Origin of the sequence: Aporhodopirellula sallentina SM41, from assembly GCF_000346505.1 — a bacterium.
In the GTDB taxonomy this organism is placed as follows: domain Bacteria; phylum Planctomycetota; class Planctomycetia; order Pirellulales; family Pirellulaceae; genus Rhodopirellula; species Rhodopirellula sallentina.
The window spans coordinates 71,902-85,624 of sequence record NZ_ANOH01000095.1; the positions used below are offsets into that span (position 1 = coordinate 71,902).

Consider the following 13,723-nt stretch of genomic DNA (forward strand, 5'->3'; position numbering starts at 1 on the left):
CCGCCCGGGCTTGCCCCGGCGGAGCAAACAACTGACAGCTACCTCAACCCCACCACCATCCCCCCTCTCTCCGCCCGGGCTTGCCCCGGCGGCAAAAACGCCCCACCCAAAGCTTCCGTCCGGGCCTGCCCCGGCGGAGCAAACAACTGACAGCTACCTCAACCCCACCACCATCCCCCTCTCTCCGTCCGGGCCTGCCCCGGCGGAAGAAACGCCCCGGAGCCTGATCGCATGGAGTCGATCTACACAGAAGCCAACACCCGGGCGGCCTTCCAGCTCAATTGGTCAGTGTCCCTTTTCGGGAAAGAGCCACTCCCCTCCTCGGAACATTGGTACGATCGTCTCAAAACCGCGATCGATCCGGACGGCGTTCGCTTGCTATCGGCCGATCACCTCAACGACAACACCTACCAGTTTCTCGTCAGCACCAAGCCCCACTGTTCTCCTTCGGCGATCGTCCGCAGCATCAAAGGGCGGTTGCAGTATTTGATTCGAGACGAGATCCCGAAAGCATTCCGACGCAACTACCACGTTCAAAGCCTCGGTGATGCCAAAGCCGCGACCCTCGATCGCTACGTTTCTCGGCAAACCGACAAACACCCGATGGCAGATCCCGTCGTGCAACGCCGTCTAGACACGCTGCAATTCCACGACCCAACAATCGATTTGGCTCACCCCAACACGGGAACCTACGGCAGATACCTGAATTCGCTTCAAATCGTGCTAGAGAATATCGATGGCTGGCGTGAGGTGCGAGAATCAATGCTGCGCCGAGTCCGGGGCGTCATTGTCAAATCCGCCATGAAGAAGCCCTGGCGATTGTCGAGAATCGGATTACTGAGCAATCACGTTCATATTCTTCTCGGAGGTTCGGTGACCGATTCACCGAGTTCGATTGCACTATCGTTGATGAATAACATCGCATTCGTTTATGAGATGAAACCGATACTAAAATTCAGCTTCTACGCGGGGACGTTCGGAGGCTATGACCGCGGCGTGACTCGGCGACCTCGGCTCTGATACGCTGGCTCCGCCGAGACAAGCTCGACGGAGGCCGGAGGGAGAGGGAGCCTCATTGGTAGCCACTCACTTGTGCCCCCGACCGGGACAAGCCCGGCGGAAGAAACGCCCAACCCCAAGCTTCCGTCCGGGCCTGCCCCGGCGGAGCAAACAACTGACAGCTACCTCAACCCCACCACCATCCCCTCTCTCTCCGTCCGGGCTTGCCCCGGCGGAAGAAACGCCCAAAAGCCTCAATCCATTCTCTCGCCAAGAATCTCGAGCCAGATTGGCTGTTTGGCTGGCATCGGGATGGTGATTCGGACGCTTTGAATTGCGGGGCCGCCTGGAATTTTGGCGAAGGTTTCGGGGAACCCCTCGGTGGCTCGAAACTCCGCGGTGATTGCTCGCTCACCATCCGCTTCCACCTCAGGAAGCAGCCAGACCTGGCGATTCGGAATGCCCTCGTATTTCCACTGCGCGCCCAATCCAGGTGGATAAGTCAGCTCGTTGGCGTTCGGCACGTCTGTCACCAAGCAGAGACGCCTCATCGTTGCCTCTCCGCCGAACACCGATGCCAATGGCAGCGAGGAATCGTTGATCATTCTCCACCCGAATCGGTCTTCGTAGCGATCCTCTTCGCCCGAGTCAGCGAAATCCACCTCCGGGTAAAACTTCGCCAATCCAACACGTTTAATCTTCTGCCCTTCGCTCTCCGGTGCATCGCCTGCCACCTCCACTTCCCGCCACAAGTACCGAGCATCTGAGAGCGTCACGAATTGGCACGCCTCCATCGCCACACTTCTCGGCCCGGCATGCGGCCGAAAGCCGATTCGGTTGGGGTGATCGGCATCAAAGAGAACTTCCACGATCGGACGCGCCCCCGAGTCGAACCGATCGTAATGTGCAAAGACGCTCATGGTCTTTCCGGCGTTGCCGACGGATGCTTCCGTCACAGAATCTTCGAGCGGCCGCGATCCTATGTCCGTGTTCACGTCCAATGAATCACGCAGGACGTACGACGCGGGGCCCGGCAGCTCACCTTCGGCGGGCACGTCGAATCCTTCCTGCGCCGCGGATACCACCGGTTGCACCGAAATACGAAACGGCCGATACGGGTAGAAGTCGCGATTATCACCCAGAATCGAACTGAACGCCGGCAAGACATCGATCATTCCCGAGTCAGGAGTCTGTTTGAGATGCAGCAGGCGTGTTCCTTGACGATTTCCGACACCTTCCCGCCAGTTGTCGTTTGCGAAATGAAAGACACCGGCGGGCGGAGGCCTTAAATCGGCCGGTGAAATCCACAAATAATTCCCTTTGCGGTCGTATTCATTGGGAATGTCAATCGACTGATATACCTTGAGTGGATGGCTTTCAGAATAAGTCAGCCGCTTCAACACCAAAGGCTCCTCGAGCGCGTAGGAACTGGAGCGCTGCGACGCACCGCTGGTACTCGAACTCCCCTGCGAATCCATCCACGATTTCGGATGATGCTTCTGCAAAACGATCTCATCGTCGATGTAAACTTCCGTGTGAAAGCCATCCGCGTCACTCGTCCCTTTCAGGTGAATCGCGTGTTCTCCGGCTGGGAGAGGCACCGCCTGATACTGCGCCGGAAAAGCAACGGAGTTGATTTCCTCCGTCGCCAATCTCAATTCGAGGTCAACGCCCGCAGGAACGAAGTACTTCCAACTGTCGACGCTGTTCCAAAACGTCGGCAAAGTGCGAATATTGAGTTTGCGTTCATCGGAAATCACGAGCTGAGTCGTTGCGTACCGCATGCTTTCGATTTCCGACTCGAGAATCGGCAGTTGCCGACGCGCCAAGATCACCGGCAGCCAGGACGCAACGACGGCTGCGAGCAACAACAGTTCGAGCAAGCCGAACCGGACTCGTCTTCGTTTCTTGCCGCCGATCGGCTTTGAAACCACTTCCACACCATGATCCCTGCCCCCTTTTTCTGTGTCGGTCGGATCCTGGTCATTTCGACGACTTGCTGGCTGCTCGATCACGGTTGAAACTCCTTCATCGAGTCGACTTTGCCATTCGCCCATGCCTCGAACGCATCACGATGCTTGGCACTGAAGAGATAGACGGCAAAGCCGCGATAGAGATTTTTCTTTGGCTCGCCGTTGCGTTTTTTCGCGAGTTCCTTTTCACGAAACCGGAGCAAACAGATCGCTTCGGCTTTGTCGATCATACGCGCTTCATCGCCGATCGAAACAGGCGTCTCGATCACAAAGTCATCGAGACTGCCGATCACGAAATCTTTCCGAAGACTGGAGGTGCTCGAACTTCCGTCGGAAGATCGGCAGAACATCCATTTGTCGCCATGTTGAAACAACGCCATCGTCGACAACACTTCTTCGGGTTCCGAATTCCCCATCGACCAACTACTGCCTGACCCGCCTTGCCCCCTCGGCGAGTCCGCCGAAACGAGCCCTCGCTGCATTTTGAAACACGGTCCGTAGTTTGCCGGGAGGTGGATCCGGTAACGCCACACATGTGCCTGATGCACGAACGGCGGAACCACCTCATCCGACGCGGGAATCTGCGCGACGACGACTTTCCCCGGATCATCGATCTTCAAATAGCCGACCTGTTTGCGAAGCTCCACGTGTTCTTCGCGAGCGGCAGAGAGTTGTTGATTGGAGACGATCGAAAACCCACATCCTACCACCGCGACGATCACCAAAAGAATCCTCAGCGGTGAGAAGGAACGTGTTCCTAGAAAAGACAAACCCATCTCCCATGATTCCAACGTGACGCAAAACAGCCCAAGGATCAGGGCGGGATCGATATGATAACGGGGCGCAAGAATCTGCGTGCGGGGCAACCACGTAGCCGCGTATCTCTGAGACGCGGATTCCAAACCCGCAGTACAGGCCCCTCAGCCTCGGAGAAACTGAGCTACGTGGTCAGCCGACAACCGCGTCCACATCAATCGTTCAAACGTCCTACCCGCGTAGGTTTCTCAGGACCGTGTGCAGGATTCCGCCGTTGCGGTAATACTGCAGTTCAACTGGGGTGTCGATACGGACTCGGCAGGGGAATTCCGTAACCTTTCCATTGGGATCGGTCGCGATGACGTTGATCACCGAACGTGGTTCGAGCTCGTTCGACAGGCCGCTGATGTCGAACGATTCCTCGCCACTGAGACCGAGCGACTCCCACGTTGCTCCGTCGGCGAACTCGAGCGGCAAGACGCCCATGCCGACCAAATTACTGCGGTGGATCCGTTCGAAACTCGCTGCAATCACCGCCTTGACGCCCAACATCAACGTTCCCTTCGCCGCCCAGTCCCGACTGCTGCCCGTGCCGTATTCGGTTCCCGCGAGAACGATCAACGGCACCCCGTCGGCTTGGTATTTCATCGACGCGTCGTAGATGCTCATGACCTCATCGGTTGGCAAGTATCGGGTCACCCCGCCTTCGGTTCCTGGAGCGAGTTGGTTGCGAATGCGGATGTTGGCAAACGTTCCCCGCACCATCACTCGGTCGTTACCTCGACGCGAACCGAACGAGTTGAACTCACGCACCGGAACTCCGTTTTCCTGCAGGTAGCGACCAGCAGGTCCATCCGTTGCGATCGCACCGGCGGGCGAAATATGGTCGGTCGTCACCGAGTCATTCAAAAGCGCGAGCACACGGGCGCCGTGAATCGGCTGGATATCGGGAACCGCCTCACCGGTGACTTCATCGAGGAACGGCGGATGGTGAATGTACGTGCTCGATTCGTCCCACGGGTACAACGCACCGCCGGAAACATCGATCGCGTTCCACAGTTCGTTGCCCTTGACCGCCGCCTCGTATTCTTCGGTGAACATCTCCGGCTGGATACACGCGGCGATCGTTTCGCGAATCTCGTCGGCCGATGGCCAGATTTCTTTCAGGTAAACGTCGTTGCCCCCGTCATCCTTACCGATCGGCTCGTTGACCAAATCAATGTCGGTCGTGCCCGCCAACGCGTACGCGACCACTAACGGAGGACTGGCGAGATAGTTGGCCTTCGTCAACGGATTGACGCGGCCTTCGAAGTTCCGGTTTCCGCTGAGCACCGCCGACGCGACCAGATCGCCTTCCTTGATCGCGGCGGCAACCGGCTCGGGAAGCGGCCCGGAGTTACCGATGCACGTCGTGCAACCATAACCGACGGTATTGAAGCCGAGTTGATCGAGAGCTTCGGTGAGTCCGGCGCGATTGAGGTAGTCCGTTACGACGCGTGACCCCGGAGCGAGCGAAGTCTTCACGTACGAGGGAACCGTCAACCCACGCTCGGCGGCTCGTTTCGCGAGCAATCCGGCACCGACCATGACCGACGGGTTCGACGTGTTCGTGCACGATGTGATGGCGGCGATCACGACGGCCCCGTGCGTGATCTCGACACCGTCTCCGTCGTCCGACACAGTCCCGATACGCGTCAGAGCCTCCGGCGGCAAACCGAAACCGGACTTGCCGACCGGCGCGGTCAACGACTTGTTGAACTCGCCCTTCATATCTACCAGCGCGATCCGGTCTTGCGGGCGTTTCGGTCCTGCGAGACTCGGTTCGACCGTCGACAGATCGAGCGAAAGCGTTTTGGTGTACTCGAGCGTCGGGCCATCGTCGCGTCGGAAGATCCCTTGCTCTTTGCAGTACCGCTCGACCAGTTCCACGTTCTCCTTCGTCCGTCCGGTTTGCCGGAGGTACTGCAGCGTCACATCGTCGACGGGGAAGAATCCCATCGTCGCCCCGTACTCGGGAGCCATGTTGGCGATCGTCGCACGATCCGCGACGCTCATCGCATTCATTCCGGTACCGAAGAACTCGACGAATTTGCCGACCACGCCTTCTTGGCGAAGGATTTCGACCACCCGCAACACCATGTCGGTCGCGGTCGCACCGGGTGGGATCTCGCCCGTCAATTCGAAACCGATCACCTCGGGCATCAGCATGTACAGCGGCTGGCCGAGCATGTTGGCTTCCGCCTCGATCCCGCCAACGCCCCAACCCAAGACGCCCAAACCGTTGATCATTGTCGTGTGGGAGTCGGTTCCGACGAGAGTATCGGGAACCGCCACCGTTCCGCTTTCGTCTTGCTTCAACGCGACCACGCGAGCGAGATATTCCAAGTTGACTTGGTGGACGATACCAACGTTGGGCGGAACAACGCTGAAGTTGTCAAATGCTTGCTGTCCCCATCTGAGAAATTCGTATCGTTCCTTGTTGCGTTGAAACTCCATCTCGACATTTCGTACCAACGCCCCGTCGCTGCCGAAGAAGTCGACTTGGACCGAGTGATCGATCACCAAATCGACGGGAATCAACGGGTTGATCTTTTTCGGGTCGCCCCCGATTCGCTGCATCGCCGAGCGCATCGCGGCCAAATCGACGACCGCCGGCACTCCGGTAAAATCCTGCAGCACGACGCGGTAGGGTTTGAACGGAACTTCGTGCGGCGCGACTTCCTTGGCCTGCCACCCGGCGAGGTTTTTCACGTCGTCTTGAGAAATCTGAAAATCGTCACAATTCCTCAACACCGCTTCCAGCAAAACGCGTATCGAAAAAGGCAACCGGTCGATCTGTCCGAGACCTTGCTTCTGCAACGTCTCGAGGCGATACAAGTCCGCCTTGCCTGAACCGGTTTCGAATGACTCTCGTGCACCGAATAAATTCGCAGTCACTGGTTGGTTTCCTTCGTCGAAGTGCAATGATGGCGTCGGCGACATTGCCGGCACGTGTGTCCGCCGTGGTACAACAAAAGTTTAGCAATTGTCACCATGAAATGTCTTCGAACGGGCACGTTCGCGGCAACGATCTTCACAATCGAAAGGTAAACATGATCGAACGTCCACAACATCACGATGACATTTGCCATTCTCCGTCGAAAACATTTTGCGTGCACAACCCTGCAACTGGCGAACCAATCCAACCGGATTTTTTGGAATCGACACCGGCGCAAATCAACGCTGCTGCGAACCAGGCCGCCCGAGCCGCCGATTGGATGTCCGAATCATCGCCGGACCAACGTGCCCAACTGCTCGAGGCAGTCGCGGACGGGATGGATGCCCGTCGCGACGACATCGTGCGGCGATGTATTTTAGAAACCGGCTACCTCCCCGAACGGGTCATGGGCGAATTCCGGAGAGCGACCGGACAACTCCGCACGTTCGCCGGTCTCACCCGCGAGCGTTACTGGGACGAGCGTCAGGTTGCCGAGGGTGATCCCCATCGCGAAATCGCTCCTGGTGTGATCATGCCGCGGCCGGAGATGCGGCGACGGTTGGTACCGGTGGGCCCGGTTGCCGTCTTCGGTGCGTGCAACTTCCCGTTGGCCATTTCGGTGGTCGGCAATGACTTTGTCTCCGCCATCGCGGTCGGTTGCCCGGTGATCGTGAAGTCGCACCCGTCGCACGCCGGCACGTGTGACCTCCTCGGCAACGTCGCACGCGATGCAGTCGAGGCGATGCAGTTTCCCGAAGGAACCTTTTCGCTGCTGCATGGCAATCGTCCGGAAACCTCCGTCGCACTGGTCCAGCATCCGGCGGTCGCGGCGGTCGGATTCACCGGCAGCCCACAAGGTGGACGGGCCCTCGCGCAAGCAATCTTGGCTCGCGAACGACCGATTCCGATCTTTGCCGAACTCGGCTCGACCAACCCCGTCTTCCTCACCGAGTCGGCGTTGAACGACCGTCTCGACGAAATCGCGATAGGCTTCGCCGAGTCGCTGCGATTCGGGAACGGCCACATGTGCACAAAACCGGGCATCGTCGTCGTCCCGGAAAAGATGCTTGCCCCTTTTTCAGACGCCGTCGTCAAAGTCATGAAACAACAACCGCCGTTGCCGCTGCTCAGCGGGTCGGTGGCCGACGCCTTCGATCGTGGTGTTGCGCAATTTCGCTCCAATGAGAAAATCGACAGCATCCACGAAGGAGAATACGAAGGCGAAGGGCCCTCTTCCCACGGGCCATGGCACCGCGGGCCTCATCTGTTCACTGTCGACGGGGCGACCGCAATGTTGCCCGGCGATGACTCATCCTCACCAAACAGCGGCTTACTGCACGGTGAAACGTTCGGGCCCGTGTCGCTGGTCGTTCGCTACCGCGATGAAGACGAGATGCTCGCGATCGCCAATCAATTCGAAGGCTCATTGACCACCACGATTCATCGGGGACCGGATGACGAATCGCTCGTCCAACGTTGGCTGAGGATCGCGGAGCGTTTCGCGGGACGGATCGTCTACAACGGATGGCCGACAGGAATGGAGATCGGCCCCGCGACGCAGCATGGCGGTCCGTACCCCGCCAGTCTCGACGGCAACAGCACCTCGGTGGGCTTCGCGAGCCTCCGCCGCTTCGTCCGCCCGGTCTGCTACCAGAATTGGCCGGTGGACGAACTGCCCGTTTGGGAATGAAGGCACCGGAGGCGAACGAAGGAGTCTGCGAACTGACATCCGGGGGGTTCTCGACTAGAATTGCGACGGGGCCGGAGTTCCTTCTTACCTCCTTCCGCCCGTTCAATACCACTGTCGATCGAGCCCAACCGATGCCTGTTCGCTTCCTGTTGCCATTGATCCTGCTCGGACTGCTGCCGGTATGCCGGTTCGCTTTTGCGGACGAGAAGTCCGAATTGCGAATGATCGGCGACACGCTTCGATCGGCCGATCCCGAGGAAATGCTGTCGTTCGCCGAACGCTTTGACGGCTCGGCGGAGCTGCCTGACGTTGCCACAGGCCTCGCGGTGTCGGCGATGGTTCACGCGTACGCGTCCGGTGATCCACAACGGATCGACCGCATTATCGGCGAACTGCCGTCGTCGGTTCGCAAACAACTCGGGGACACAGATGCCTTTCGCGTTCTGGCACCGCGCCAGTTGACACTTTCGGCGGAGGACTTTTCCAGTTCCGTGCCAATGATGGTCAACGTCTTTCGCGATCGCGTGATCTCGGCGACGGCGATTGGCAACACAGAACGAGTTCATTTGCAAAAGGAACGGATCGAAAACGCCGAACTGAGCCCAACGCTCCGAGCGGAATTGATTCAGTTCGCGACCGATGCGGAAAAACTAACAACTCGCATCCCGTCGTCGCCATTGAAAACCGCCATCGATCTATCGCGTGCGGCAGAAATCGGTGACGTGGCGGAGTCGGACCGGGCGTACGAGAAATACGTCACGTATCTGCAATCCGGTCTGCGTCGTCGCAAATTCATGACGCGCACCCGAGGCGGGATCGGGACGAACCAATTCGATCACCTCGTCGCGATGGCCGAAAACCAAGCCGATGTGATTACGGCCATCTCGACCATCCATCAAAACTACTGGGCCGGTGAAATCGAACGCGGTAAAGCGATCGAGCAAATTCAACAAACGCTCTCCAACGAGATGGACCTGAAGAAGAAACGGGCCGCGTTGTACTGGGCGTTGAAAGCACTCAAAGAGGAACAGACATCGAAGGAGAATGAAGAGTCGAAGGCACGAAACCGAGAACGCACCGAAGCCCTACGCCGACGCCGGTCCGAAGATATTTCAGCGGTCTGGCCGACGGTATTCCAACACCGGGATCTTCGTCGCGATGCTGCCGGACTGCGTCAACAGATCGCCCAGTACTCGGAGGAAAACTCGGGTGCCCTCTCGATGTGCTACGCCAAATGTTCGCTGTACCTGCGTCGTTTGCATCGAACACTGCGAACGGAACTGGATGGTTTGACGATGAACCAACAAACCATGTTGCGGACGTATCTTCGGGAAATCGAAGAGGAACTGCAGGAGTCGTTTGATCGCAACAGCAATCTGTACGCTCTCGCCCAACGACGCGAACCCCCGTCGCAACCGTCGGGCAATGACGAGAGTGCTTCCTCGGAGTTAGCAAGCATGCTCGCGAGCGTGAAGATGCCGATGAGCAACAACCATCGTGAACTGGCGAGCTTTGCATTGTTTCAATCAATGGTCGGCTCGATGGCGTCGGCCGGAAAGGAGGGCAACCGAAACGAACTCGCCGTGCTCGCGAAGATGATCAACGAATCGTCGTTGTTGATCGACGAGCACAAACAGGCATTGAAATCACTCGGTTCGCAGATCTATCAGGGCAAGATCAGTGCCGCTCGATTGCAAACGATCGATGACCCGATCAGCGTTCTATCGCAACTGGCCGGCATCATCGAAAGCGAACCGTTCCGCCAATCAGACGTCCCTGAGGAAGTCAGCGAAGAGGCGTTCAACGTTCTGATCGCGCAGACCTTGGACGCGTCGCGGTAGCGCCATTGGCAACACGTAGCCGCGTCTCTCCGAGACGCGGAATCGACACCCGCGGTCCAGGCCTCTCAGCCTCGGAGAGGCTGAGCTACGTGGACACCAACGCATCGCGACTCAGCCTTCGAACGGCTCGCCGATCACATCGTCCCACTTCAACCTTTGTTCGGGCGTCAGAATCTTCAGGATCTCATTGACCGTGTTCTGCGCGGCGATGGACTTCGTCCGTTCGAACTCCAACACGGTGCGATACCGTTCGGGATCTCCATTGGGCTCACCCGGTTCGTTCCAATTCCCAGGGCCGCCGCCTCGCGAACGTTCGCCCACTTCCTGATCTCTTCGCGATTCGCCACGCCCGCCGCCTCCTCTGGTCGACCCGCCAAAGCTGAATCCGTTCATACCGGGGCCTCCGAACCGTGGTGGCCCTCCTCGGCCTGGCCCTTCCCGCCCGTTGCCGCGGCGGGGGCGAGTGTTTTCAATGATCCGGTTAATCGCGTCTCGCTGTTCGCTGCTGAGTTCGAGTTCCCGCTCCACGTACGCCGACTTGAACGTGATCGGCAACATTTGCTGAGCCATGATTTGACGCAGTCGTTTCATCTGCTGCGGCGTTATCCGTTCGTTCACGTAGTCATTGAAATCGCGAGCCAATTTCGACGTCTCATCGTTCGCGTCGCCCGACTCGTTGATCGTGTCGCCGCCCATCGCTTGACGTTGCAGATGGAACTGCTCGACCGCCAATTCGATCTCATCCGCGACCGTGGGCTCTATCCCGATTTCGCGGCGGACACGGTAATCCCCCAACGCCCGCAGCGGCCCGATTCGTTCGAGAGTCTGCAATTCTTCGAGCATCTTAGAGACCCGCGCCGAGGTTGCCTCGAGTTCCGGTGCGAGCGTCGGATCGTCGGCCCGATCGTCCAAAAAGTCTTGGTAAAACGCCAGCGACGTTTCCAGAAAACTCCGCCTCAGGTCCTGCAGATCCGGGCGATACGCCAGCTCGCTTTCGCTGAGATTGCTAAACGTATCGACCGCGTTTCGTGCCTGTTGGAAACTGCGTTGAGCCTGCTCGCGTTGATGCATTTCTCGCTGCAACGCGTTGGCCGTGTGCCGTTGCTCGCGCCAAATCATCAACGTCGTGATCAACAAACCGAGCGACGCGAACAACAACAGACCTCCGGCGACAGCAACGAGTCCGCTGTTGCGACGACGCCACTTTGCCAACCGCTCGATCACCGTCGGAGGCTTTGCCGTGATCGGCTTATCGTCCAACCAAGCCTGCAGGTCGTCGGCGAAATCACCCGCGCTGGCATAGCGTTCCGAGGGGAGCTTCGCCATCGCCTTTCGCACGATCGTGTCCAGCTCGATTGGCAACGCAGGATCGATCGAACGAGGTGCGGGCGGTTCATGCAACGCGACGTTATTGAGCATCTCGCGATACCCATCGCCTTGGATCGCCGGTCGCAACGTTAACAGTTCATACAGCGTGACGCCGAGCGAATAGATGTCCGTTCGGTGATCGAGTTCATCCCGCTGCCCGGCCGCTTGCTCGGGGCTCATGTAGCGGAGCGTCCCCATCGGGTCGCCCGTCCGTGTCAAATGAGAAGCCTCCGTTTGGACTTGAGCGAGCCCGAAGTCCGTCACCCAAATCTTGCCCGCCGAATCGATCAACAAGTTTGCCGGTTTGATGTCGCGGTGCACCACACCGTACTGGTGCGCGTGATGGATTGCCGAAGCCGCTTGGTGCGCCATCCTCACCACGGTTCGATAGTATTTCGAACGAGCCGACGCGTTGCTGTTGAAGACAGTCGTGTGTCGCGAGATTGTGTCCTTGGCCATCGCCGACATCGGGCTTGCGGACATCGGACTCGTAGACACGGGACTCGCGGATGGATCGCTCGGCCGCCGCATGCTCGTGATCGACGGACTTTTTTTGTACCGAGGTTGGACCGTGGAATCGACCGGGGTCGTGTCGTCGATAGTCGCAGACGCATTGCTCTCGCGCATGCTTTCGATCAACTCAGCCAACGTGCTGCCGTCGATCATCTGCATCGCGTAGTAGTGAATGCCTCGGTCGCTGCCAACGGCGTAGACGGGAACGATGTTGGTGTGATGGATCGCCGCAGCGGCGTGGGCTTCGTTTCGGAAACGTTGCAAACGCACCTCATCCAAACCGCTGGCAAACGGCAGGACCTTCAACGCCACGTGACGACCGAGGGATAACTGAATCGCTTCGTACACCACGCCCATGCCGCCTCGGCCGAGTTCACCGACGATCTGGAAATCACCGATCGGTTTGGCAGTGAACTCCGCATCCGGGGCCACGACCGTGGCGGGCGCCGGTTCAGCGACACGATGCACCATGGCAAGGCCTTCGAGCGACGGGCGCAGTTCACCGGCGATGTCCGCGTGCTGTTGCAGAAACTCATCGGTCGTCGGTGCGTTTCCCGCATCGAGCATCCGCATGTAATCTTTCACCGCCGCGACAACGCGACCGTCATCGGTTTCGTCGAGTTCGCTCATTCGTCACTCATGGTTGATTTCAGCTTCGCTAACCCACGCACCCACAATTTCTCGACACTGTCAACGCTCCGTCCCATCTCGCGAGCCACCTCGGCGAACGGCAACCCTTCGACGTGCCGCAAAACGATCACGCGTCGATAGTCTTCCGGCAAACCTTCGAGGGCACCGGCGAGTTGCAAGAACGCTTCGTTGCGAGCAAAGTTTTGACTCGGCGACGTTTCGTTGCCGGCGAGTTGCGATTGCAGGAACCCGGTCGCACTGGCGACGCTCTGGTTGAGTCGTTGTTCCAACCGAGGATCGCGTTTGGCCGTGCCGAGGTACTTGCGAACGTGCATCGCCATCGTGTTGGTCAGAATCCCTCGCAGCCAACCGGCGAACTCTTCCGCCGACTCGCCACGGAACTCCGCGATGTTCCCGTGCGCCGCCATGCAGACTTCCTGAGCAATATCGGACGGATCCGCTTTGCCCTGCATGTGGTGGTGCAGTCCGGTTCGAGCGAGAAACACGAGGTACTTTCGATAGTTGTTGAGCAGTTCTCCCAACGCGTCAGCGTCACCGGACCGCGCAGCATCAATCAGACGCTCCATACGCGACGGAGGCTGCGAATGCTGAGATTGAGATAAATTTTCCAAAGCGAGCGGTGCCGAAGAAACGGGAGCGTAAGAAACTGGTTGCGGCCAAACCAAAAAACCGCCACAGATTTTTCAAAAGTTCTGTGGGAGTATCTTACAACGCAGAGAGCGTTTGTGATGAGGAGGCGGAACGCCGCCCACGTAGCCGAGTTTTTCAAAAACTCGCGCACCCACCGCTCAGCATCCCACCAAGCTCTGATACTCGGTCTTGGAAAGACCGAGCTACGTGGGCAGATCGCTGCTTCTCCATTTCGACCTGATGGTCCGTCAAAGCTCAACCCTTGAGTAACGAAACTCCCAAGAGTTTCGGCTGCGGCCAAGAACCACCGAAAGTCTTGGCGACT

8 protein-coding genes are annotated in these 13,723 nt (G+C 58.5%); 3 read left to right on the top strand and 5 right to left on the bottom strand.

Annotation, left to right across the window (positions count from 1 at the left end; genetic code table 11):
• Positions 1–231: 231 nt before the first annotated feature.
• The gene (locus tag RSSM_RS05455) at positions 232–1,020 is read left to right on the top strand and encodes a transposase (protein WP_008675421.1); all 789 of its coding nucleotides are present in this window, start codon (positions 232–234) and stop codon (positions 1,018–1,020) included.
• A 233-nt stretch (positions 1,021–1,253) separates the two neighbouring features.
• On the opposite strand, the gene RSSM_RS05460 is transcribed toward RSSM_RS05455, so the two are convergent.
• The 3 genes from RSSM_RS05460 to acnA all read right to left on the bottom strand — a co-directional run bounded on the left by RSSM_RS05460 (position 1,254) and on the right by acnA (position 6,665).
• The gene (locus RSSM_RS05460) at positions 1,254–3,056 is read right to left on the bottom strand and encodes a hypothetical protein (RefSeq protein WP_236620961.1); all 1,803 of its coding nucleotides are present in this window, start codon (positions 3,054–3,056) and stop codon (positions 1,254–1,256) included.
• Positions 3,011–3,748 carry a hypothetical protein gene (locus tag RSSM_RS05465; protein WP_008675427.1) on the bottom strand — a complete coding sequence of 246 codons (738 nt, stop codon included), beginning with the start codon at positions 3,746–3,748 and terminating at the stop codon, positions 3,011–3,013. The genes RSSM_RS05460 and RSSM_RS05465 overlap by 46 nt, the downstream gene beginning before the upstream one ends.
• 211 nt (positions 3,749–3,959) lie before the next feature.
• A complete protein-coding gene (acnA, locus tag RSSM_RS05470; RefSeq protein ID WP_044301250.1) occupies positions 3,960–6,665 on the bottom strand; it encodes an aconitate hydratase AcnA in 2,706 nt (901 codons plus the stop codon).
• A 155-nt stretch (positions 6,666–6,820) separates the two neighbouring features.
• Here acnA and RSSM_RS05475 point away from each other — a divergent pair, with 155 nt between their 5' ends.
• Positions 6,821–8,395 (top strand): aldehyde dehydrogenase (NADP(+)), encoded by a 1,575-nt coding sequence (locus tag RSSM_RS05475; RefSeq protein WP_144059588.1) that lies wholly within the window; start codon positions 6,821–6,823, stop codon positions 8,393–8,395.
• Positions 8,396–8,526: 131 nt separating this feature from the next.
• Positions 8,527–10,236, top strand: coding sequence for a hypothetical protein (locus RSSM_RS05480; RefSeq protein ID WP_008675435.1), 1,710 nt, complete (start codon positions 8,527–8,529; stop codon positions 10,234–10,236).
• 111 nt (positions 10,237–10,347) lie between these two features.
• Here RSSM_RS05480 and RSSM_RS05485 read toward each other — a convergent pair whose 3' ends face one another.
• The gene (locus tag RSSM_RS05485; RefSeq protein WP_008675437.1) at positions 10,348–12,747 is read right to left on the bottom strand and encodes a serine/threonine protein kinase; all 2,400 of its coding nucleotides are present in this window, start codon (positions 12,745–12,747) and stop codon (positions 10,348–10,350) included.
• Positions 12,744–13,379, bottom strand: a complete 636-nt coding sequence (locus RSSM_RS05490; RefSeq protein ID WP_236620962.1) for a sigma-70 family RNA polymerase sigma factor — start codon at positions 13,377–13,379, stop codon at positions 12,744–12,746. The genes RSSM_RS05485 and RSSM_RS05490 overlap by 4 nt, the downstream gene beginning before the upstream one ends.
• Between the last annotated feature and the right edge of the window lie 344 nt (positions 13,380–13,723).

Coding starts and splice junctions, on each gene's coding strand:
- RSSM_RS05455 (WP_008675421.1), top strand. CDS start 232: ATGGAGTCGATCTACACAGAAGCCAACACCCGGGCGGCCTTCCAGCTC.
- RSSM_RS05460 (WP_236620961.1), bottom strand. CDS start 3,056: ATGGGCGAATGGCAAAGTCGACTCGATGAAGGAGTTTCAACCGTGATC.
- RSSM_RS05465 (WP_008675427.1), bottom strand. CDS start 3,748: ATGGGTTTGTCTTTTCTAGGAACACGTTCCTTCTCACCGCTGAGGATT.
- RSSM_RS05475 (WP_144059588.1), top strand. CDS start 6,821: ATGATCGAACGTCCACAACATCACGATGACATTTGCCATTCTCCGTCG.
- RSSM_RS05480 (WP_008675435.1), top strand. CDS start 8,527: ATGCCTGTTCGCTTCCTGTTGCCATTGATCCTGCTCGGACTGCTGCCG.
- RSSM_RS05485 (WP_008675437.1), bottom strand. CDS start 12,747: ATGAGCGAACTCGACGAAACCGATGACGGTCGCGTTGTCGCGGCGGTG.